Origin of the sequence: Pricia mediterranea, from assembly GCF_032248455.1 — a bacterium.
Taxonomy (GTDB): Bacteria; Bacteroidota; Bacteroidia; order Flavobacteriales; family Flavobacteriaceae; genus Pricia; species Pricia mediterranea.
Genome location: NZ_JAVTTP010000001.1, coordinates 2,218,370 through 2,241,598, shown reverse-complemented (window position 1 = coordinate 2,241,598; position 23,229 = coordinate 2,218,370). Strand labels below are relative to the sequence as shown.

Here is a 23,229-nt window from a genome sequence, read left to right as displayed (position 1 = left end):
CCCGAACGCTATGGCCGTTGACACATCTAACTAGTCTTTATGCGGCTGTAAGGATACATCGTTTAAAAAAGAATCGATAATCTTTTGTCAGATTGTAGAGGCAACCAAGGCTGGTGCTTTCCTTAAACCTTCTGTAAGTACCTTGGCGCCTGGTCAATCTATTAAACATCCTTGAATTGCTTCTTCTGGTAAATCGTTTTTTCCTAGTGTATCCAAATTTGCAATCCTTCCGCCAATCGGCAACGGTATTTTCGCTAACTTGTGCAACGTCAAGTACAACGGTTAAAGGTGTGCACGAGTTTGAGCGGACTTGAAAGGCTTGGGTGTATTTGGCTTTTTAGATAATCTAAAGATAAAATCCTAAATAAAAATTTCTGCTTTTTGCCCTACCGAAAGTAAATTCCTCATTCTGCGCCCATACCGTTCAAATCCCAAATATTGGGGATAACAATTAAAAAATGAAAATTTATTTAAAAATAGTCCTAATAAATCTATTGCCTAGTATATTTATATTCTTAGGCAAAAATGAATACTTATTTAATTATTTTAAAACTGAAGAACTTTTTTGGTTTAATCAAAATACTGAAATTGAACCTATTCAAACTTGCTTCTTTTTTATAGGAATTTTATGGGTTGGTTTAATTTTCCCCTTTCGATATGCCTACATACAGAAAAGACAAAAAAAGCAAAACGAAATATTTTCAGAACTAATAAATTATAATAAAAAAATACTTTTCAAATTTCCACAAATCAAATATAAATCCCTCAACATCAAATTTAACACAAGAATTTTTGTGCCAAAAAAAGGAATTTGGGAATTTTTTAAAGATGGCACAACTCTTGTTCCGAAACACTATGATGGACTAACAGATAAACTTGAAAATAGAAAGCTTAGCTTTAAAGTAAATGATAAAATCGCAGAGGGCATGGTTGGCAAATCATTCAAAGAGGAAGACGTTTTTATAGACTTTGACATGTCAAATCAAAACAAATACAATCTTACTAAAAATCAAAAAAGATTTGTCAGAGATGCTAAATTCTGCTCTACTATTCCTATATTAGACAATAATAATAAACCTATAGCCGTTTTATCCGTTGATAGTGAAAAGAAAGTTAGAAAAACCGACAATATTAAAGATACTTGGACAGAGCATTTGATAGAATATGCTTCGTTTATAACTAAAAACATCAAAATATGAACATTCGTAAAGGCATTAACAGAAAGAGAAAAGGCTCATATATTTCCTTAAATTCAAAAAACAAGACTGCGTCCTATGGGGATAATGTTCATTCAACTAATTTGTTGAGTGCAATTAAAGAATGCCAAAAGGAATATTTAAGTGAAGAACTTAAAAGGTATGACAACATTAGAGTGGTCATAGATTAAATACTACACTACCGTCTATAAAAGCACTAAAGATTTGCCTCCCCCACTATAGACTAAGTATTCATCCCGTCGACCTTTGGGAAAGCGTTTCTTTTTTTATCTGAATCAAGGATGTTTTGGTGGAATCTGCCTGTGTTTTGTGTAGGCTTTTGACCTCCTAACCTCTTTTGGATTTTACTATGATTTTATCACTAACGCTGTTTGTCTTTCTGTTGCTGTTTGATTAAAAACGGCTTCTACAATCGCTCTCTTGAAAAAATCCATTAAATGTTTATAGTATGTAACGCCCCCAAATACTTACCATAACTTACCTGCGCGTGGATCCTGTCCGGTTTTTGTAGTGTTCCGACAGATAAGCGTGAAGCAAAAACCGGATAGGGCGCACCCTACTTTTGATTTGGTACGCTATCTTTTACTTCTGCCCATTTCCGGTACGATTCATAATGCTCGGGATTCCGGTCAAAATAACCCCGCAGGCTGGATATCGTATATTGCTCCCCTTCGGCAAACGCCTTTTCTCGAATATCGTCTATTCGTGATATCCTGAAAGACAGATAGCCGATGATAATCAATGAAACCAGCCAGATCGAATAGTGCAGCCAAAGCTTTTCTTTCGGGATCAAGCTGGCCGTGGAGACCCGTTCCCCGATATTTTGGATAGAGCCGTTGAGTTTAGACATTTTGCCTTTCTCTACGGCTAGATGCTCCCGGAGTATGGACTCTATTTCGCTGGTATCGGACTTGATATTGATATTGTCCACGTTTTTGGTCAGCCGCTCCAACCTGTCAACGGCCCTGTTGAACCCGGCCAGCTCGTCGTTGAGCAGTTCCATTACCTCGTCCAGTTTTTTGTATCCCATATTGTTGTTTTAATATCCGATTCCCGTATCCAAGGCTCTTTTGATTGTTTTTTTGATTATGTTTTTAGCTATACTCGTAGCAAGGTTGGTACTCATTTCCACAGTTTTTCCCAACAGCTTAACCGATTTGCCCACTTCCATTTGTTTTCCCATTCCTTTATTCTGCGAAAGTTGCCCCATTATTTTTCCTCCGGACATGGAACGGTGCACTTCGCTGGCCTTGAAATTGTGGCCCCGGTATTCGAACCGGAATCCCTGTAATCTGTTCGCCCGGTTGATGCTTGGGATGACCTCCACATTTAGTTCTTTCATTGCCTTCATATAACCGTCGAGGGTTTTTGGCCTTTGGTTCTCCATCACCCTCTGGTGAATGTTCTTTATTTCGAGGCGTACATGTATGGAATCCCGTTCCTTTTCCAGTTGTACCTCCCTGGCCGTGGTCAGTCCCATTTCCTTGGCCACGTTTTCGGCGGCCAGTTGGCTCCGCTTCCCTATAAAACTGTCGTTGTAGGCCTTTCCGTCAAAGCCTATCCGGTTCACATAAAGGTGGACGTGGGTATGGGCCTTGTCCCTATGAACAAAGGCGATGGCCTGCCTTTCCTTCAGCTGCATTTCCTTGATGAACCTTTGGGTCAGTTCGTTTAGTTTCTCCTTAGTCAGGTTCCTGCCATCTTCCCGTGTGGGGCTGAGTACGAAGCTCAGGGTGTTCTTTTGGCAACGGGTATTTTGTTCCTGGATAATCTTGAACTCCTCGGTAATCTGTTTGGCATCGTTGCCCGCCAGATGTTGGCTATAGACTATTTCGGCATCCTTTTCCTGGTTCCAGGCGTAGTCCACGGATGCCCCTGTGTGCGCTATGGATTTTCCCTTTCCTATCATCCCTTTATTTTTTGAAGGTGTACAGGTGTGTCCTTATTACCTCTGCCAAATCCGCGACTTCTTGGGCCAGTCTCGGGTTCCGCTTTTTGAACATATTGCCGATGCTCGTAAAGTTGTTCTTGTACTTGACCAAGGTCTTATAACATTCCAATTGTTCTTTGGTCAGCCGTTCGATGACGGAATTTCCGAAGGCGGAACTGCGGCAGTATTCGGAAAGGGAAATACCTGCCCGTGCCGCCCTTTTTTTGAGCAGCTTCTTTTCATAGATGGAGCATCGGAACTTGATGTAGGTCCTTTTCATTTCCTTTTTACTTTGCGACCATCGGGAGAAAAGCAAGATCGTTTTTGTGGCAACAAAAACACATCTTGAATTCCCTGCCCGATTAATTCTTCTGTACTGCCCATGAGCCGTTCGTTCATATCCTTAAAATCTTTGTAGAGCGTTGATCTGTCCTTACAGTCCTTGGAATGCCTTATCAATTTGTGGGTCGTCTGCTTTCCATTTCTATCGTTATCTAGATAGAGTTCGATACCGGAATAACCATCAATAATCCTCATCGCTTTCTGAACGAATGCCGTGGAGTTCAATACCAAGAAATCATGTTCGGATTCTAATTTTTCATAAGATTCCAGAATTGATAATAGGTCGAACATCCCTTCCGTTACAATGAGTTTGATATTGCCGTTTTTTATATGGGTTATGTCCTTCGGCGAACTCGAATTCTTCATGTATTTGTTGCGTAGTTCCCATCCTCCCGAATCGTTCTTCAGTCCGATAGCGAAATAGCTTTTGTCCCTGAATTTATAATGAACCTCCTTGCAGTATTTTGATGCTCTCCTTATATCAATATTCCTTGATTTCAGATAACCTATTAATGCGGGGTGGGTGATTGGTCCGATTTCGGTGACGGCTATTTTATGTTCGTTCCCTTCTTCCTTTTCAAAAACCGGGCGCCGGTGAAAAGAAAAAGAGGTTTGCTCCTGGGCTATCAATCTTAACGCCTCGCTTACCGGGCATTCGTTTAATTGGCATACCAGATCGATGACGTTCCCGCCTTTTCCCGCCCCGTGGTCGTACCATCTATTTAGCATCTTGGACACCTTGAAAGAGGCTTGGACCTCGGGCCGGAACGGACTGAGGTACCAAGCTTCTTTCCCCGTTGAAGTGGTAGGAAAGTGCCCGAGTTTTGCCAGCGCCCTTTCGATGGGAAAAGCTTGGGCTCTTTCACACGATAGTCCTTTTGTTCTTTTTCTTTTCATCAGCTAAACAATTTTGGGCAAATTTTTGATATTTTGATGAAAACCATTGGAAGGCCCCTGTTTCCTTAAGTTTTTACCGCATCGTTTCTTCATCGGTTTCATCGTTTTTATGTTTTTTGTTCCTGTATCTCTCATCGTTTTATTTTTTGATGAACAAATGATGAGATAATGATGACCTCCCTGACATCGAGGGATAAAGGGAACGGCTCAATCCGGCATCGTTTCGTCAAAATTCTCGAGCAGAAACGACTTTTCCACGGTAAAATAGCGTCCCTTGCCATCCAATAGCTGCATGGAGCCGTCCTGCCAGATCACCAGTTTTCGGTAGCTCAGCGAATTGTCCCTGTTGTCCAGTTTCCACTCCTTTTTCAGCAGCCTCCTGAGCTGTGTCATATCCGTCCTTATCCGTGTCCTGTTGAGCAGCTGCAATGCGTCCCAGGGGCAAAGGTGTATCTGCTCGATATCGAAATGTTCCATTGCGCCCAGAAGTATTGTGGCGAGTTCCTTTTCCACACGGTTCCGGTTGTTGCGTACCAGTTTTTTGAGTGCGGGGGTCCTTATCTCTTGATGGGTGAACCACATCCTGGTCCTGTGTCGCGTGGAGATCTTACGGTCCTTGAGAAAATATAGGAACGCCGGTATTTCCGCCTTCAGCATGGCCAGGAAATCGGTATGTTCCTTTTCTATGGTCGGGACCTTCAGTACCCAGAAGCGGGTCTCGTTGCCGTCGATCTTGATAAAATTATGCTCGTTGTTGCTGCAAAGGATGAACTTGCCAAAAAATTCCACTTCCCTCTTGTCCCTGCCCTTGGCCTCCAGTTTGTTGATGTTGGTCGTACTCAGGTATTTGATCCGCTCGGTCAGCTCTTCCTTATTGAACAGTACCTCCTCGATACAGATCAGCAACCTGTTCGCCCAGTCCGCATTGAACTGGCTGGCGAAGCTGTCGTTGGTCAGATAGGTCATGTTGTTCTCGAAGATGGCCCTTAGCCATTGGAGGAAGGTGGTCTTACCGGTGTTCCGTTCCTTGGATACGAGGCACAGGATGGGCAGTACCTGCACCGGTCTGGTATAGAGCAGTTGCAGATAGTCCAGCCCAAGCTCGTAATGGGTGCCGAAAATATGCCGGACCATGGTGAGCGAGGTATCGATATTTCCTTGCATTGGTTCTGCCGTCAATGGGGAATAGGTGTTGTAGAAACCTTTGTACACCTGCCTGTAATCGATATGGTTCGGGATACAGGTAAAGCCGTCGTACTTCGGCACCTTGGCTAGGTAGTCCTTGCCATGGTCCCGGCGGATGGTCTCGATGTTCCAGTGCACCAGTATCTCGTTGAAATGTCCGGCGATGGTGGGTGCGTGCACCAGTTTATAATAGGCGGTGCCCACACGGAGATAGGGAGTGTCTTTCATACCACTTTGGATTATTGGATAGATTTAGAAGGCTTGAGTAGGGTTTTATAACTACTATTCTCTTCTTATTTTCTAACCGGCGTTACTAGTTTTGGATTTTTTCTTGCACAGTCAAGAAGTTCTTTTTTGGAATAAAAGACAGAGCCTGCGATTTTATAAAAGGGAATCAGCTTCTTCTTTCTCCACTGGATAAGACATTGCTCGGTTTTTCCAAGAAATTTTGCTGCTTCTTTTTGGGTAAGACGGTCTTCTTGGGTATCAAGAACCGTGTTGCTTATCAGCTCTGTTTTTCGAAGTCGCTTTACAACTAACTCGATGGTATATTCCAAGTCTTTCTTGGTAAAACCATATAGAATAGGATTCGACATAATTTAGCAAGTGTTTGATTAACATTCGTTTACATCTGCTAAATTCTGGGATTATCGAACGCGTTTTATTTTACCCATTGGTGTGGGTAAAGCCAACTTTTTGAAATAAGGTATTGTGGAGTAAAAAACCTATGAAGCTATTTTAGGCCGGGGATACCTGTCCAGAAATGAATTGAGTTTTATACGTATTTCCTTGGGCAATTCATCAGGGCAATTTTTAGAAAAGGATGTCCTCATGCTTTCAAATCCTAGAACGGATTTTTCCAATAGATACTTTTCCAATATTCTGGATAGTTTTCTATCGCTGTTACCGGAATTTACGAATACATTTTTCCGGCGTAGATACCTGAGCAGTGCTATAAAATCTCTAAGCTCTTCCTTACTGAGTTCAGGACGATTTGATTTGCTTGAAATATCGGTTAGATAGTGTTTTTCAGAAACTCCTTTGGTGTATCCGGTGCAGGCCGTTGTGAAATCCCTAGCATCCACCTTCTTCAAGTGGTCTAATGTGAAGACCTCAATAATTTTAACCAAATCCGATTGTCGATAGATCCGGTTTAATAAAATGCGTTCTTTCGGGGTTGAAATTTCAGTACTTAGATTATTAATGCGGTAAATGGCATCTTTTAAACCTTTTTTATCTAGCGCAACCCCATTCTCATTTAGATTAATATTAATCAAAAGTGCGTCCTTTATATCAGAAATGGAGGCGGAAATTCTTTTTTGATTCAACAACGCCAAAACGATTTGAATACCTGTTTGAAAAGCGTATTTATAATTGAAAATTTCCCTGATCCATTTGGAGTCATTATGCTTCTGGATTTCATTCTTGTATCGTGCGAAATCAAGTTCGGATAGGATTCTATTTTTGTATTCTTCGGCTAACAATTCATCTACCAAATGTTTTTGCCTGTCGGAATATGTGCCTTTCACAGCATTGGCAATTGGATAGACCAGATCATTTTCCATAATATGCCTTAATGAAATCTCGTAAAAATTTCTTTGCTCTTGATTGCTGAACAATTTAAACGCATTGGTGGAGCAATTTTGGAATTTTATCAATTTAAAATCTCTCTTATCCTTTTTAATTGCCGTATACATCTTAAATCCTAGCCAGAGGGTAGCAATAATTATTAGAAGAAGAACGGGGAATAGAAAGTTCAAATTGATACCGGCCTGGAAAGATTTTGGCCATATGCCTAAGATTATCAAAAGCACTATCGACAGGGTTAGCACTGGAAAAAAGAACAGTAAGGTCTTACTATTTTTTAAAACCACTTTATGAACTGCATATTCCATAAAATTTTTCATCTCAGAATGTTTTTCTCACAACCTCGGCTATTTGGTCAAGCCGTCGTGCTCATTTTATCCCAGGTATTATCCATTTCCTTTCTTTTAAAATCTTCCGCGATATCAACATATCGTCTAAATGAGGCCTCGTCCTTATGGCCGGTAATGTTCCTTACTACCATTGCCTTCATACCAAGCACCAAGCTATTGGTCACAAAAGTTTTACGAGCGGTATGACTTGTAATTAATTGGTATTTGGGATAGGTCTTATCGATTCTTTTTTGACCTATATACCGGGTGATAGTGGTCGGTGTATTTATTCCTACCGCCTCACAGCATTCCTTAATATATTCATTGAATTTTTGGGAGGAGAGCGTTGGGATAGGCTCATAAATTGTATCCACGTATTTATCTAATATACTTTTGGAATATTTGTTCAATGGTATTTTTTGATCAATAGACCGGGTCTTTACGATATTTACCTTTAAAAAGGAATCAAAAACATTTGAAGGCCTCAGCCTGTTTATATCACTGAATCGGAGACCAGTAAAACAGCCAAGGCAATAGAAGTCGCGTACATGTTCCAATCTCTTTGATTTAAACGGATGTTTGTAAAGCTTCATCAGCTCGTCAATCGTTAGATAAATAACCTCAATATCATCTTGTGGCTTTTTGAATCTTTTGTACGTAAGGTTCTCATGATACTCCCTCTCCAGGGACCAGTTCATAAAAGTTTTGATGATGGCTATGAGCTTCCCGAAGTAGTTGTTCAAGGTATTTCGTTTTAGAAAAGAATAGTCCCGGAACTTTTCGTAGAAGTCAATATCTATGGTGTCGAATCGAACTGAAAAGCCGGTACTGTCCTGAAAATCTTTCAAAAAGTTCTTGACCGTAACGTATTTCTTTATAGTGCCTAAAGCCTTGGTGGACTTACTGGTTTCAATAAATTCATCGAAACAATCAAAAAATTTAGGTGCCAAACTATTTTGACCAAAATGCTTGTCACCCAGCTTGTTCAAAATAAAGTCCTCCGATGGTTTAATGTTGCGCAAGTGGATAAATCGGAAAATGGCATTTACTTTTTCCTGGAATTCATCCAGTATTTGATTGTACTCAATATGGTTATTATATGCTTCTGACTTTGTGTTGGGTTTGATGCGCTGATTCTTCCAATGTCTTTCTTTGGTTTTAACGGATTTGATATTTTTTCTAATTCTTGCCCCCTGGAAAGTAATTACCGCCCTAATCGGCATAGTTCCGTCTCTGTTTACCTTGTCTTTTCTCAAAATATAGGTAGTCTGCATTTTAATGGTATTTAACCCTGTTTAATTCGAAATGAACTAATCTGGATTCAAATGGATAAAAAGGGGGGCAAAAAGGGGGGCAAAATGCACCAAATATTATGTGAAAAACTGTGAAAATGGATTCCGCTCAGCCCTTATGTACACTAATATAGGCAATTATTCTGGGTTATACAGGGTTAATCCAAAAAGGGGGTTCAGGTGGGACCACCAGTAAAATCAAGGCTTCGAGGCTTTTAGCTTCGGAGCTTTTTTATTTGCACGCAATTTCCAGGCGAAGCTATTCCCTATTCAAAACGAACCTATCCTTTGGAAGAGGTTTCATCTTGCCGGAAGTAGCTATCGTTAAGGTTTTCGCAATTAAGGAGGTCAGTTTTCCAAAACTGGAGGGTTTTGATAAATATCCATGAGCGCCGTTATGATATGCACTTTCTATATCTGCTTCGGAGTAGGATGTAGAATAAATTGTAATGAAGACCTTGTCCCACTCTGACCTTTGACGAATATGCTTTAATACCTCCATCCCGGATATTACGGGCATATTCAGATCCAAGAACATAAAGGTGAGTACTGAGCGATCTATCCTATCGATTTGCTCGAACAATTCTCTGCCATTTTGAAAGAGCAAAAGTTCTGCTTGAAGTCGTAAGCTAGCAAAGGCATCTGCGAAAAGTTCACGATCATCGCGATCGTCGTCCACCAAAATTATTCTCTGTTCCATATTATTTTGCCTGGATGTTGATATCCGATTTTAGAATTTCGAAAATTACAGTTAAAATTTGAATTATGGATACTGTACTATAATAATTCGGTTTTGACCAACAACGCACCATTTGTCCTGACAGGACATTCTCTACGTTGTCTCCGACTGTCATTTGAAATCTGAAAAATTTATATGGGAGTCTAATTTGAAATTCCAAATTCTGAAGCAATTTCGGGGAAATATATGGTGAATACTGCGCCCTTACCTTCTGAACTTGCTGTTATTGCACCATTATGGGCAACGATTATTTTTTTAACTATAGCTAAACCTATTCCAGTTCCACTGTAATGGGACTTGTTATGCGTTCGTTGAAAAACCTCGAAAATCTTGTGTTCCATTCCTTTTGGAAAACCAATTCCATTATCCCGAATCAGAACCTTTATGTAGCGATTCTCTTGGGTAAGATTTAAATCCGCAATTTCTTGAAGAGTCGCAATTTCTGATGAGATCTGTATACGTGGGGGCACATCTTCTTTTGCAAATTTCAGAGCGTTCCCTATTAAATTGTCGAACACTTGCCTCATTTGAAAAGGTACGCCATATATCGAGGGCAAATCGGTCTGATCAATCTTGGCCCCAGACAGCTCAATATGTTCGAAGCGATCTTCCAATACCCGGTCCATTACTGTATTGAGATCGGTTTTTTCGAACTCAAACCCGTCGTTGTCCGCTTTGGAAAAGGCCAATAGATCATCTATCAAGCGACGCATTCTTTTAGCGGATTCCGTAATCTTATCAAAAAAGACCTTGCCTTTTTGTGAAAGGTTGTCGGCCTCATGCTCTGAGATACGTGATATGAACATTTGAATTTTTCGCAGTGGTTCCTGCAAATCGTGGCTTGATATATAGGCGAACGATTCAAGTTCGTCATTGGCCTTTTCCAGTTGCTTAATAGAACTCTCTAAATCGTTATTCGCCTTATTAAGGAGTTTTGTGCGTTGCTCGACCTGATCTTCCAGTTCCTTGGAGAAATTGATTAATTTCTCTTTTGCCAAAAATTCGTTGGTCACGTCGGTAACCGTTATCATCACTCCAGAAACTGAACCGTCCATCTCCCGTAATGGTAAATAGACGTAGTTGACATAAAAAACGGTCGCCTTCTCCGCTTTAATGACTATCGATTTAGAATCATTGTCTCGAACTGCTTTGCCGGTCGTGATCACCTGTCTTAATATCCTGATGTAATCTTGCTCATTGAGTTCGGGGAACACATCGATAAGACGTTTACCCGCGACTTGCTTCCAGGTCTTACCCCAAAAATGATCCAGCATTTTATTATTGGCCATTTCGATACGCAAATCATTACCCCTAAAAATGGCCTTAGCCACCGGTGATTGCAACACCAAGTTCTTGAACTGATCCTCTTTTTCTTCCAGTGCATTTCGAGCGACTACATATTCCGTGACCTCGTGCGTTATTAACATGATCTCTAGAAAATCATCGAAAGTATCGTTAATAGGGTGTAAAATGAAATTGAAATAAGCGTTCTCAATCTTCCCTTTTCGTCTTATGGGCAAAAAGAACTCTTTCCCAAAGACCGGTTTCCGTTTGGTAAAAACCTCGGTAAATAGCGATTTTATCTCAGGCCGAATGTGTGGAAATATCCTATCAAGCTCACGACCGACAAATTGTTCGTGTTCTTTTTCTATGATTTCCAAAAAGGTGGGGTTTGCCATTTCTACCATAACCTTTGGTCCCTTGAATATCGCAATTCCGGCAGGGGCGCTATGGACGATATTCTCAAACCTTTCCTTTTCATCTTTAATCTGTTGATTGGCCTTTCTTAGCTGTTCGGCGGATTTTTCTTGCGCGGTAACATCCTGCAAGGTTCCGTTAAACCGGTAAGCTGCCCCTCCATCGCTAAACCATGATCGGCCCAGTGCACGAACAATTTTTTTCTCGTTCGTATTTTTGTTCCTTATCGAATAAACAATATCGTACTTCCCATCATTGCTGCCTTTCAAAGCATCTTGAATCGCATTTTCCACGCGGTTTCTGTCTTCGGGAACTATCGCTTCCATAGCAATCGACAAATCTATTTCGGAGTTTTTTGCCAACCCAAACCAATTTTTAAGCCGTTGATTGCCTAGAAATTTATTGGTTATGGGATTATAATCCCAGGTTCCGAGTTCTGCAGCATTCACCGCAAATTTTAACAGGTCTTCACTTTCTTCCAACCTTTGGAGGTTGAGAACGGCTTGAGTAGTTTCGGTACAGGTTACCAGAACGCCATTTATTTTTTCATCATCTCCCATTAACGCACTATAGCTAAAGGTCCAATAGACATTTTCCATTCGGCCATTGCGATAGATCGGTATGAGCTGGTTTTCTCTCCATACTGACTTGCCCGTGGATAAAACATGATTGATCATCGGTTCGATCGTATCCCAAATCTCTGCCCAGGCATCTTGTGCTCTTTCGCCCAGAATAGATGGATGTTTACCATCTTTTCCGAGGCTGGGGCGATAGGCATCATTATAAAAACAGAACAAATCGTTTCCCCACCATATAAACTTGGGGAATGAAGTTTTTAGGATATTACTCAGGGAAACCTTTAACGAAATAGGCCAATTCTTAGGGTCCCCTAGTTCATGCGAAGTCCAGTCCTTAGCGCTGATAAGCCTGCCCATTTCGCCGCCATCCCTTAAAAAGGTCGGCACAGCGCTCTTTTCTTTTTCAATCATCGGTCCTCTCTTACAATGAATTGATCGGGATATTTTCCCTCCCCCTTGGTTTGTAATACGCTAGTAATACATTGTTCCAACAGAGATTTTAGTTGTGGGAACGATGAAGGTTTCTGAAGATACATATTCGCTCCTATCTCCGATAATCTATCTGCCAGGCTGTCAACCACAATAGTCGAATACACTATAATCGGCATTGAGTCTAGTTTGGGAATGCTCCGAAGTCTTTGCAGACATTCCTCTCCTCCCATTATCGGCATATTTAAATCTAAAAATATTAATTGCGGCCAATTGTGGTTTTCATGCTCGAGGAGGGAAATTAATTCGATGCCGCTAGTGAAAGTATTTATTCTTGTTTTGAGCGGTATTTCGTTGATAGCATCTTTAAAAAGATCGCGGTCATCCTCATCATCATCGACCAAAAAAATGCGGATAGAATCTTTCGACATTGAAAATATAGGTAAAGTTGAAGTGTTGTTTTCCTTCAGCCCACAAGTTAAAAATTTTGATGAATTTGAACGATCAGAACCCTATAATTTTCCTCAATGGATACATATTCTTGTTTTAAAAGAGCAGAATCTGAGGCTTCATATATAGTCCTTTTAAAGTTCAGGACTACCCATCGCCCTTGTTAAAATTCAGAAGGTTATCAACATTTATTCTAAAATTGCTATTTTTGTGCGGAAAATCTGGCAATAAGTTAGACAATTCTTCTCATATTCTTTTCCCCTATTCATGCTTTTAACCTTCGGAGTACTAAAGAAAACGTTGGAAGATTGGATAAAATCCGATTCGACCAATTCGCGAATTATCGCTCGGCTGATTAACGGGGATAGCGTTGTTGACATAGCAGTGGGCGGCGCTTTCTATCTTTCTGGGTTTGAGGCGATGTGGTTGATAACCAAGCGCCGCGGGCAAGATGACATCTTCGATGACCACGGGTTATTGCTGAACGATGAAACACCCAGTGGTATCTATAACGACGTCATAAAGGCCGAGGCGGAACAAATAGACAGCAGCACCCAGGTCGGAATAGAGATTTGGTTCGATGATGGCGATGGCGAAATTCAGTACCGGATAGCATCGCATAGCTATTTAATCGACGAGCAATCACTGATTGTTCAACATGATCTGCGAAAGAACAACGATGAATATAAAGAGGAATTTTTGCAACTTTTTAATGAGCAATATAATTGATTTTTAATCGTTAGGCTTCTACGCCTGCGCCTCTTACGTACTGGGGGGGATTTTGAAAGAAATCATTTTTATAGAGTACGAAAGCCCTAAATGACTTAAAATTAAACCTATTCAATGAAAACAAAAATTACTTCAAGGAAACTGATTTTAACATTGCTATTTTGCACTTTGACAAGCGTTTTTACGTTCGCGCAAAAAGATACCTACCGGGTCATGGAAGTGGTCGAAGTAGCATTCAATAGCCAAGAACAATACGATAATGCCTACATGGATGTTGATGTCTGGCTCGAATTGAAAAAATCCGGTTCGCCCAATGAGGCCTATCGTATCCCAGTATTTTGGGATGGGGGAAATGTCTTTCGCGCCCGGTTGGTCGCCACTTCCCCTGGAAAGTGGACCTGGAACATTATCAATGAGACCGTAGAAAACTCAGACCAAGCCTTTATTGGAAAAAGTGGTTCATTTACCGCTGTTGCCGCAAATGTAAGTGGCAATCCCAATAACCAAGGCTTTATACGGGTTGCCGATAACAAGCGGACTCTAGAGTACGCCGATGGCACTCCGTTCTTTTATACTGCGGACACTTCTTGGTCTGCCTTGACGGGCGTATTCGGGTTTGATCGCGCAAACGACATCACCAACATATCTTTTCAGGACTATATTTTGGCAAGAAAAAAACAAGGCTTCAACGGTCTTAATCTTATTGCCAGTTTTCCCGACGACACCTATCTTCAGCAATGGGGCAGAAATCGGGACCGGCCGGGCCGCGAGTCCGGGTTGTGGTCCACCGACACTTGGGGGAAGAAAATAGCAGATAACGGAAGCACCCCCTTCGCTATGAAAAGGCGGGGCCAATCGGTGACCGATGCGCATCCGGAAGTCGATTACAGAAGGATCGTACCAGAGTATTGGCAATCCGTTGACCAACGGATGCAGTTTTTATCCGATCAAGGCTTCGTGACCTTGTTCGAATCCGTACGTCGGCACGAGCGTTGGCCATTTCGGGCCCAGGCCGAAAAAGATGCGTTTTATAACTACATCCGTTATCTGTGGGCGCGATATGGTTGTTATAATATGATTTTTAGTTGGGTACACCATGATACCAATTCCCACAACGTGTATCCCGATTGGCTCGAATTAGTCGAGCATGCACATGGAAAACTAAGTGCACAATTGGGAAATCGGATGCCCTACGGCCAGCCTCGAACCGCAATGTCCTATAATACCTCCCTAAGAAATTGGGAAAAAGACATACCCGACGCCCTAGATGTCCAGAACGTTAGTAATGCGGAAAGGGATGAGACCATGCACCAATGGCTGCAAGAGATTTATGAATATCGCCGCTCGACAAAACCGGCTCTTAATTTGGAGCCGTTCTACCCGGGCTGGGGGTTACATTCCGGTAATGAAATCAATCCGGGCCTAGACGATACCACCATGGCCCAGATGCAAATGTACGGCTCCGTACTAAGTGGGGGCCTGGCGGGCCATGCTTGGGGCGACGCCTGGTATGCGGGTGCAGCGGCCTCGACCCAGAGGCGCAAGACCGATGGAGGTACCATCGTGCCTAGCAACGATCCGCAGATCAACGCGCTATCCAGATTTGGCTCACAGGCCATGGGCCATCTTAGGGATTTTGTATTGGATGAGGGACATGAATACCATCGGCTGATACCGGCCGCGCAGAAGCATCTAAGCGATAGCCAGGATTTCAAACATACCTTGTCGATTTCGGACGACGGGAAGTTTGCGCTAGGGTTTTTTACCGCCGACGCCAGAACGAATCCCAGTCCCCTCCCGGTGTTGACCAACCTCAAGGCTTCGGAAACCTATCTCTTCGAATGGTGGGACGTGACCCACGGAGGTTGGATTTCCGCGGGCGAAATTACGACGAACCGCAATGGTAGACTGCAACCGCCCGCCTTGCCGAATAATGACCGCACAAAAAATTGGGCCTATCGCATTCGGTCGGAGGGCAGCGTCGATGATGAGGCAAGCAGCGATGATGAGGTAAACAACGACAACGATGAGGTCAATGAAGAGTTTACCCTTCGGATCAATGCCGGCGGTGGGGAAGCGCGCTACAATGGGCACACGTTTTCGGCCGACACCTTTTTCGACACGGGCCGCACGTTGAATCGGCCTCGGACGGGCTTGGAGAATCCCTATCGAACCTTCCGCTACAGCACCTCAAAGGAAATGGACTACGACATTCCCTTGAACGATGGGGAGTATACCGTAAGGCTTCATTTCGCGGAGCTGTGGTTCGGGGCGACCGACGGAGGCGAAGGTGGCGCGGGCCGTCGTGTCTTCGATGTACGTATGGAGAACGAACTGATGGAGGACAATCTGGATGTCTTCGCCGAGGTCGGGGCGGAAGCCGCGCTCATTAAAACCTATAACGTCAGAGTCACCGATGGGGAACTGAACCTCTACTTTTCCTCCCTGACCTCGGACGGGGGCACCAGGCACCCCACCGTCAATGCCATCGAGATTATCGGGGCCGGCGCCCCGCCCGAAACGGATGCTCCGGCGATAGCGGAGGGTACTATCGGGTACTGGCAACTAGATGATTCAAAGGGTGCCACAGCGACCGATTCAAGCGGAAACCAGCATCACGGCACCTTGATGCATGGCAGAGACATTCAAGAGGGTTCTATCGATGGGGTGTTGGAAAACGCTTTGGACTTTAATGGTGTGGATGACTTCGTTGGCCTTCCCGATGTTGATGGAACGGTTGACCATGGGTTTACGCTTGCCGCCTGGATAAATCCGGAAAGCACCAGTGGTGACTATCAGGGAATAGCCGGAACCAGTACGGCTAGTGGTTTTATGACCTTCGTCCATCAGGGATCGCTTGCCTTTGCGTTACGTACCGAGACGGGCCGTAAGTTGGAAAGACATGGCAGCATTGTGGCCAACCGGTGGCAGCATATCGCCGTGACCTACGACGGCAGCGCCATGACCTGGTATATCAACGGGGATGAGGTCGGGAGCGAGGCCCATTCCGGTCAGGTTTCCGATTTCAAGGAGGGATATATCGGTTGGTCGGGATGGAGCGAGGAATACTTCGAAGGGGGTATCGATGACGTTCGGCTGTTCGACAACGCCCTTACCCAGCAACAAGTGTCTTCCTTGTCCGAGGCTGGTAACGACAGCACGGTATATGTAGCCTCGAAGGCTTATATACCTACGGCGGATGCGGAAAACGGACCGGCAGCTCAGCAGACCGAAACAGCCCGAATCGGATACGTTCACCCCAACCCCACCCCAGGAAGGTTTAGAATAACGGGGATATCGACGGGGGTAAAGCAGATTATGGTGAACGACTTCACGCACCGGGTGCTGATTAACATGGAAACGGATAGCGAAGAACCGGAGCTGGATCTCTCGGCCTATCCCGATGGGATTTACCTGGTCAGGGTAGTGCAAAACGGATTGGAAGATACGTTTAAGGTTATCAAGGAATAGCTATTGATGGCCGACAGACTTTAATCATATATTTAGGAATGAACCGCGGTCCCTGTACCGCGGTTCATGTTTTATCCTTTGACATATTACCCGTTTTCTGGAGCATTGCCGATACGTCGATATCACCGTCTTATTTCAATACTTCAGAATCAATGACGACCTCGCTTTGCAAGGTTTTATGTACGGGACATCTTGAGGCAATTTCCTTAAGTCGTTGCCGCTGTTTTTCATCTAGGTCGCCCACAAATCTCAACTTTTTTTGCAGATGATCGATGCGGCTCGGCTTTTCGACGTCGACCATGAGATCGTCGCTGTGCTTCTTGGAATAGGTGATGTATACAAAGACTTCCTGAAGATCCCACGTTTTACGTTCGGCATAGAGTTTTAAGGTCATTGCGGTACAGGCGGCCAATCCGGCACTCAGCAAATCATAGGGTGACGGTCCGAAATCGTCCCCGCCTACGCTGCCCGGTTCGTCAGCGGTAAAACTGTGTTTTTTGGTCTGTATGGAGGTAGTAAAATTGTCTTCCGCCAGGTTCAGGTGCGCCACCAGCTGTTCGCCCTCGGTGTCGAGCATGGCGTTGTTTTTTGGCTCGAAATAGCGTTGTACCCAGGTGCCGATGATATTGCCAGCATATTGGCTGTCCCTGCTTTGGGAGAGCAGATGGTCCGCTTGGTCGAGGCTGACAAAACTTTTGGGGTGGTGGGCGTTGTGGTAGAGTTGCTGCGCGTTATCTATTCCGACAATCTGGTCGAAAGGGGCGTGCATGATAAGTAGCGGTTTTCGCAGGTCTTTGGTAATTTGCGGCAAGTCGGTCTTTCCGAAATCCGCTACAAACTCCCGGTCGATTTTAAAGGGTCTGCCCCCAATGTCCACTTTAACCTCCCCTTTCTCCTTTACCTCGTCGATGCCATGGGAAAATAAACGGGTTACGTGGTCAACAGTCGCGGGGGCACCAATGGTGGCCACCGCTTTTACGCTTTTCAATTTTGAGGCTGCCACGATAACCGCGGCTCCGCCGAGCGAATGTCCGACGAGCAGTCCAGGCGCCTTGTAGTTTTCGGACATATAGTCGCTGACCGCCATGAGGTCGGAGACGTTTCCGGAGAAATGGCTGTCCGCGAATTCACCCTCGCTACGGCCTAAACCGGTAAAATCGAAACGCACCACCCCAAAGCTGTGATTGGTCAGTGAACGGCTGATGTTCCTAACGGCCGACAGGGTACTGCTGCAAGTAAAACAGTGGGCGAAAATCGCAAAATAATGTGGTTTTTCATTCGCCGGAAGCTCCAAATGCGCTTGGAGTTTCTGTCCTTTTTTGTTCGTTATCTCGAGTTTAGTGCTCTTCATCTTGGTTTAATGTGTTTTCATGTTTATACTTCGGCTACATTTCGGTGATTACCAATGACTGCTCATGGTAACCGTCACTTCCCACAGGCTATCGTCTCCGCCGACAACCCCCCTATTTTTTCAAGAGCTACGTTGCCCGAAAATTTCCGTAACAGCAGCCTTAATTTCGGATTGATAAACGATTTACAAAAAGGTTTCTTAGGGTTCTTGAAATAGTAATTTTTAAACTGTTCTTCCGATGGTTTAAAGCTTTTAAAGGGATATACCTTGGTAACCAATCGGCCTCCGAATTCCAATTGTAGTCCTGCCAATGTGCTTTCAGCTTCGATTGCCTGTTTTTCGGAGTAGGCATATACGGCCGAGCGGTATTTTGAGCGCATGGAATGGCCGGAACTACTGCTATGTGTATGCAAGTGGATTTCGATCAGGGCAACTAGCGCAATCTGTTTTGGATCGAAATAAACGACCGCCGCTTCCGAAAAGCTACCGTTATTTCCTTCGGAAGCGACAAAGCCCTGCTCCACCTTCCCGACCCCTTTTAAGGATTGAAAGACGGCCTCGGTACACCAGTGGCATCCCCCGCCCAACGCTATTTTGTCCAATTTCTTTTCCATAGTATCTAGCCTCCCTTTCACTTCCGAAACTCCGGAAGCCTCCTCGGCCCAATACTGTTTTATCAATTTCTTTATTCATGTTACCTCGGCCTCAGCACGCGCTAGGCCTGTCCCTGCTCTTTCAGAAAAGTGCCGAAGCGTTCAAAATGGCAGGTATATCCGTTGGGATGTTTTACAAGATAGTCCTGATGCTCGGGTTCGGCGGGCCAAAAGACCGTGAAGGGTTCCAAGGTGGTAACCGCATCGCCCTTCCATCTTCCGGAATCGTTTACGATTTGGATGACCGTCTCGGATTCCTTTTTTTCTTCCTCGTTTTGAAAGAATATAGTCGACCGGTAACTGGATCCCCGGTCGTTTCCCTGTTGGTCCAAAGTCGTGGGATTGTGGATCCTAAAGAAATAGTCCAATATTTCCCTGAACGAGGTCTCGTTGGGGTCGTACGTAATTTCAATGCCCTCGGCATGCCCGGGATGGTTTCGGTAGGTGGGATTTTCGTTTTCCCCCCCCAAATACCCGACTTCGGTATCCTTCACTCCGGGCCGTACCCTGAAAAGATCTTCCATTCCCCAGAAACAGCCTCCTGCGATGTATGCTTTTTTGTACTTGTCCATTTTTTCGTTGTTTTAAATGTTATTTTATTCGAACTCGTTTAGATTTTCTGTTTGGATCCGATCCCGAAAGCTTTCGGGAGGCTTTTATGCCCTATTAAGGCTTTTTTGAGCAGTATAGCCATAGCTGCGCTGCGATAAAAAGACAAAATTAGGGTATAAAATGTGAAATTTGCAGGTAAAAGAGAAAGTCTAAACGAGCTCTTCTACAAAATATGTTGCGCCCAATAAGGAACTTGTCAAAGTCGAAATCTGGGTCAGGAACTGCAGGACAGCATGGAGCAGCCTATTTTGTGCTTGGCCCATTCGGGGCGTTTGTCGAACCATTTTTCGTTATCGGGTTGTTCCGCATACGGCAGTTTCAAGAGGTCGAACAATTCATCCAACACCGAGTAATCGCCATTGTCCGCCGCATCGATGGCCAACTGTGCCATATAGTTGCGCAGCACGTATTTGGGATTGACGCCGTTCATCGCGGCTTTGCGTTCCCCTTCGTTTTTGGTCTCTTGTTCAAGGCGATCCTCGTATTTCATGAACCAGGCTTTCCATTCTTCCTCAAGGGCGCCCGTTATTTCATCGGGACGGTAAAACGCATTCGCGATCAGAGATAGTCCATTGGCGGTGCCATCCTTTTTAAAGTCCGCCAAATTCCTGAAGAAAATGGTCATGTCGGTCTCTGAACGCTGCAAAACGGTTTCGAGTGCCTCGACCAATTGGGCATCGTTTTTATCGGCTTCGAACAATCCTAATTTGGACTTCATCATGTCCAGCCGGGCGGGCTCCAAGCCATCACTTAATTCTTTTAAGGCTGCTTCCAAGGCTTCGGTCTGCCCGATAAGCGGATAGAGCGCATTGGCCAGTTGGTTTAGGTTCCACAGTGCGACCTGCAGCTGTGTGCCGTAGCGGTACCGCTTCTGGGCGAAATCTGTGGTGTTGGGGGTCCATCCGTGGTCGTATCCCTCGAGCCATCCGTAGGGACCGTAATCGATGGTCTGGCCGAGAATGGACATATTATCGGTGTTCATGACCCCGTGGACAAAGCCGACGCGCTGCCAGTGCATGACCATATCGATGCTTTTCTGCCCTACCTCCTTAAAAAACTGGAGATAGGTTTCTTTTGAGGGTTCGCCCAAATGTGGAAAATGGTGCTTGATGGTATAATCGACCAGTGTCCGTAAGGTTTTGGCGTCCCTTCTTGCAGCGAAAATCTCATAGCTGCCAAAACGCAGGAAGGACGGGGCGACCCGGCACACAATGGCTCCCTTTTCATATTCGGGATTGCCGTCGTACAGCGCGTCGCGCAGTACCTGATCGCCGGTCAATGCCAAGGATAAGGCACGCGTGGTCGGGACCTCCAAATGGTACATGGCCTCACTGCACAGGTATTCGCGAATGGAGGAGCGGAGTACCGCTAGGCCGTCCGCCGTTCTGCTGTAGGGGGTTTCGCCCGCACCCTTTAGTTGAAGTACCCAATGCTTGCCTTCATGCTCCACCTCCGCCAGGTTGATGGCCCGGCCGTCGCCCAACTGTCCCGCCCAGTTCCCGAATTGATGTCCCCCATAGCACATGGCATAGGGATTCGTACCGGGCTGTATCTCGTTGCCGCTTAACACCTGAACAAAGGCCTCGCTTTGCGCATCCGTTGCCGTTAGGCCCAGTTCGTCCAGCATTTCCGGGGAAACGTGCAGCATCCTCGGATTTGCGGTTGCTTTGGGCTTCACATATGAAAAACAGGCTTCCATCACCTTCCGCCTACCGTTTTCCGTGGTCGGATCGGCGGGAAGTTCTTTGTTGAACCTGTCCTGTACATTTAGGTTTGAGATCAAAATCTTATCCTTTCTTATTTGTTCGCCGACCTCACAGTTTTTAAAGTCACCGATTTCGAATTGATGCAGTGCCGCGGCCCACTTGGCTCGGGACCGTCCCGAAACACGTGTCCCAAATGCGCATCACAGGTGTTGCACAAGTCCTCCAATAGCCGACTCACATTCAAAACGGCTCAGTACGAGGCTGGCAATCGAGAAAAAATCGTTGTAGGTGTACGTCATCCTCAAGGATTTCAAAAATGGCTCCAGTTGTCCTGCAATTTATGCAGGGAGAGCTTAAGATATCCTTTTTTTTGGTACTTTTTGAAATTAAGCATTATTTTTCAAGCTCCTCCCCGTCTCCTACTATTTTTAACGGTCTTGAGGGGCTCCATTTTTGGGTGAACCAAGAAACTACGATGATGGTAACCAATCCTGAAGCCATGGACAGGGTCCTGAACGGAAATAGAACCTCCCCGTCCTGTATCATGGGATAATCTATAAGCACGGGAATTCCCAAGGTAGCATCGCCACCTCCAAAGCGCAGGATAAAGCTCACAGCGAATCCTGCCAAAGATCCGATGAAGTTGGCCTTCTTGTAGAACAATGCGGTGACCAACTGGGGAAACAGCAAAACATAGACAAAATCGCTGCATAAGAACCACAGGGCATAGACACTGGTAATGTTAAGGGCCAGCAAGGTCCCGGCAATACCGATGATCCAAATACACCTTTTGATTACCTTCGCCAAGGCCTCGTTTGAAACATTGGGACGAAAAATAGGCCGATACACGTTCCAGCTTGTCATGGACGATGCCGAGAGGATAGAGGAGTCCACGGAAGACATGACCGCGGCGGCAATGGCACCGAGTCCGATGGTGGCTACAAAATCAGGGGTGAGATAGCGAACGACGTAAGGAAGGATCAAGGCGGAGTTGTCGGGTGCCCCGGCAGCGCCAACGGCTTCCCAAGAAGGAACGGCCTGGCCGATGACCCCGATCATTACCGGCGGAATGGCGGCCAAGATACAGACGAAACCCGCCATGACGGACAACCGGACCGCGGTATTTTCGTTCTTTGATGAGAGCACCCGTTGAAAATACACCTGCCAGGGGATGCCCCCGAAAATCAGGAGTAACGCAAAATCCCACCAGTTATAGTAGTAATCGCCCAAGGCTTCTTTTGTCGGCAAGATCCCGGCCAGGTCGCCCATATTCAATTGGTACTGTTCCCATGCAAAATCCCATCCCCCTACTTCATGCAGCGCATAGGGAATCACGATGAGCAGCCCGATAATCAACAATGCAAGCTGTACCACGTCGGTCAGGGCTACCGCCCACATGCCACCGATGGCCGTGTAGGCGATGGCGATAAGCGATGAGATAACGATCGCTGTACGGATGTCCAATCCGAGGATCGTTGCAAAGGTAGCACCCAGTGCCGTCAGGATGGCGGCAGTCCAGAATATTTCGCCCAAAAGAGCGGGCAGAAAGAGCAACACGCTCATTTTCTTGCCATAGCGTTGTGCCAAGGGATCGAGAATGGTCTTAAAACGGAACCGTCTCATTTTACGTGCAAAGAACAGGCCCCCGATGATAAGACTAAGGCCATAGCCCCACGGAGCCTGCACCCAAAGCAGCCCATAAGCGTCGTCATAGGTGTATTCGGCGGCGCCGTTTATATAGCCTCCGCCCACCCAAGTGGCGCTCATTGTAAAAATTCCGATCCACAACGGAATGTTCCTCCCTGCCAACAAAACATCGTCCGCTCCTCCGGACTGCCGCATGGTGGCGGCATAGGTTCCCATATAAAATATAAGTCCGTAAAAGAAGATCATGGCTATAAACCCGGGCCAGAAGACCGGGGAATCCGTAAACAAGAAAAGATATCCGCCTGCCAAGGCCAGTGCCAGCATCAAATAGAGCGTAGGGCGTAGGTTCTTGAGTATTTTACGGTTTAACATACAATATCGGTTTTC

Annotated in this window: 20 protein-coding genes; 3 read left to right on the top strand and 17 right to left on the bottom strand. The window is 45.0% G+C overall.

Features of this window, described 5'->3' with window-relative positions; all coding sequences use genetic code 11:
• Window positions 1-458 precede the first annotated feature (458 nt).
• Complete coding sequence (locus RQM65_RS09295; protein WP_314014416.1) at window positions 459-1,199, top strand: hypothetical protein; 741 nt, start codon at window positions 459-461, stop codon at window positions 1,197-1,199.
• 574 nt (window positions 1,200-1,773) lie between these two features.
• Here the strand turns inward: RQM65_RS09295 and RQM65_RS09290 are convergent.
• From RQM65_RS09290 to RQM65_RS09240, 11 genes are all read right to left on the bottom strand, one after another.
• Window positions 1,774-2,247 carry a DUF6730 family protein gene (locus RQM65_RS09290; protein ID WP_314014414.1) on the bottom strand — a complete coding sequence of 158 codons (474 nt, stop codon included), beginning with the start codon at window positions 2,245-2,247 and terminating at the stop codon, window positions 1,774-1,776.
• 9 nt (window positions 2,248-2,256) lie between these two features.
• On the bottom strand, window positions 2,257-3,126 hold the full coding sequence (locus tag RQM65_RS09285; protein WP_314014412.1) for a relaxase/mobilization nuclease domain-containing protein: 870 nt from the start codon (window positions 3,124-3,126) through the stop codon (window positions 2,257-2,259).
• A 4-nt stretch (window positions 3,127-3,130) separates the two neighbouring features.
• On the bottom strand, window positions 3,131-3,427 hold the full coding sequence (mbpA, locus tag RQM65_RS09280; protein WP_314014410.1) for a mobilization protein MbpA: 297 nt from the start codon (window positions 3,425-3,427) through the stop codon (window positions 3,131-3,133).
• A complete protein-coding gene (locus RQM65_RS09275) occupies window positions 3,424-4,386 on the bottom strand; it encodes a DUF8464 domain-containing protein (protein WP_314014409.1) in 963 nt (320 codons plus the stop codon). Before RQM65_RS09275 ends, mbpA begins: the two co-directional genes overlap by 4 nt.
• A 207-nt stretch (window positions 4,387-4,593) precedes the next feature.
• On the bottom strand, window positions 4,594-5,799 hold the full coding sequence (locus RQM65_RS09270) for a primase-helicase family protein (protein ID WP_314014407.1): 1,206 nt from the start codon (window positions 5,797-5,799) through the stop codon (window positions 4,594-4,596).
• A gap of 65 nt (window positions 5,800-5,864) precedes the next feature.
• Window positions 5,865-6,167 carry a helix-turn-helix domain-containing protein gene (locus RQM65_RS09265; protein WP_314014406.1) on the bottom strand — a complete coding sequence of 101 codons (303 nt, stop codon included), beginning with the start codon at window positions 6,165-6,167 and terminating at the stop codon, window positions 5,865-5,867.
• Window positions 6,168-6,296: 129 nt separating this feature from the next.
• Window positions 6,297-7,478: a hypothetical protein gene (locus tag RQM65_RS09260; RefSeq protein ID WP_314014404.1), complete on the bottom strand. Its 1,182-nt coding sequence runs from the start codon at window positions 7,476-7,478 to the stop codon at window positions 6,297-6,299.
• A gap of 35 nt (window positions 7,479-7,513) precedes the next feature.
• On the bottom strand, window positions 7,514-8,761 hold the full coding sequence (locus RQM65_RS09255; protein ID WP_314014402.1) for a site-specific integrase: 1,248 nt from the start codon (window positions 8,759-8,761) through the stop codon (window positions 7,514-7,516).
• 277 nt (window positions 8,762-9,038) lie between these two features.
• Complete coding sequence (locus tag RQM65_RS09250) at window positions 9,039-9,479, bottom strand: response regulator (protein ID WP_314014400.1); 441 nt, start codon at window positions 9,477-9,479, stop codon at window positions 9,039-9,041.
• Window positions 9,480-9,661: 182 nt separating this feature from the next.
• Window positions 9,662-12,205: a PAS domain-containing protein gene (locus RQM65_RS09245; RefSeq protein WP_314014398.1), complete on the bottom strand. Its 2,544-nt coding sequence runs from the start codon at window positions 12,203-12,205 to the stop codon at window positions 9,662-9,664.
• Window positions 12,202-12,654 carry a response regulator gene (locus RQM65_RS09240; RefSeq protein WP_314014396.1) on the bottom strand — a complete coding sequence of 151 codons (453 nt, stop codon included), beginning with the start codon at window positions 12,652-12,654 and terminating at the stop codon, window positions 12,202-12,204. The genes RQM65_RS09245 and RQM65_RS09240 overlap by 4 nt, the downstream gene beginning before the upstream one ends.
• A 286-nt stretch (window positions 12,655-12,940) precedes the next feature.
• On the opposite strand from RQM65_RS09240, the gene RQM65_RS09235 reads away from it, so the two are divergent.
• Both RQM65_RS09235 and RQM65_RS09230 read left to right on the top strand, forming a co-directional pair.
• Window positions 12,941-13,402 (top strand): hypothetical protein, encoded by a 462-nt coding sequence (locus tag RQM65_RS09235; protein ID WP_314014394.1) that lies wholly within the window; start codon window positions 12,941-12,943, stop codon window positions 13,400-13,402.
• A gap of 114 nt (window positions 13,403-13,516) precedes the next feature.
• Window positions 13,517-16,873, top strand: coding sequence for a LamG-like jellyroll fold domain-containing protein (locus tag RQM65_RS09230; RefSeq protein WP_314014392.1), 3,357 nt, complete (start codon window positions 13,517-13,519; stop codon window positions 16,871-16,873).
• Window positions 16,874-17,003: 130 nt separating this feature from the next.
• On the opposite strand, the gene RQM65_RS09225 is transcribed toward RQM65_RS09230, so the two are convergent.
• The 6 genes from RQM65_RS09225 to RQM65_RS09200 form a co-directional block, all read right to left on the bottom strand.
• Window positions 17,004-18,224, bottom strand: a complete 1,221-nt coding sequence (locus RQM65_RS09225) for a bifunctional alpha/beta hydrolase/OsmC family protein (protein ID WP_314014390.1) — start codon at window positions 18,222-18,224, stop codon at window positions 17,004-17,006.
• A 74-nt stretch (window positions 18,225-18,298) separates the two neighbouring features.
• A complete protein-coding gene (locus RQM65_RS09220; RefSeq protein WP_432279845.1) occupies window positions 18,299-18,904 on the bottom strand; it encodes a peptide-methionine (S)-S-oxide reductase in 606 nt (201 codons plus the stop codon).
• Between the two features lie 35 nt (window positions 18,905-18,939).
• Window positions 18,940-19,449 (bottom strand): peptide-methionine (S)-S-oxide reductase MsrA, encoded by a 510-nt coding sequence (gene msrA / locus RQM65_RS09215; RefSeq protein WP_314014388.1) that lies wholly within the window; start codon window positions 19,447-19,449, stop codon window positions 18,940-18,942.
• A 254-nt stretch (window positions 19,450-19,703) separates the two neighbouring features.
• Window positions 19,704-21,272, bottom strand: coding sequence for a protein adenylyltransferase SelO (locus tag RQM65_RS09210; RefSeq protein WP_314014386.1), 1,569 nt, complete (start codon window positions 21,270-21,272; stop codon window positions 19,704-19,706).
• 14 nt (window positions 21,273-21,286) lie between these two features.
• On the bottom strand, window positions 21,287-21,433 hold the full coding sequence (locus RQM65_RS09205) for a peptide-methionine (R)-S-oxide reductase (protein ID WP_432279844.1): 147 nt from the start codon (window positions 21,431-21,433) through the stop codon (window positions 21,287-21,289).
• Window positions 21,434-21,588: 155 nt separating this feature from the next.
• Window positions 21,589-23,214 (bottom strand): high affinity choline transporter 1, encoded by a 1,626-nt coding sequence (locus RQM65_RS09200; protein WP_314014384.1) that lies wholly within the window; start codon window positions 23,212-23,214, stop codon window positions 21,589-21,591.
• Window positions 23,215-23,229: the final 15 nt, after the last annotated feature.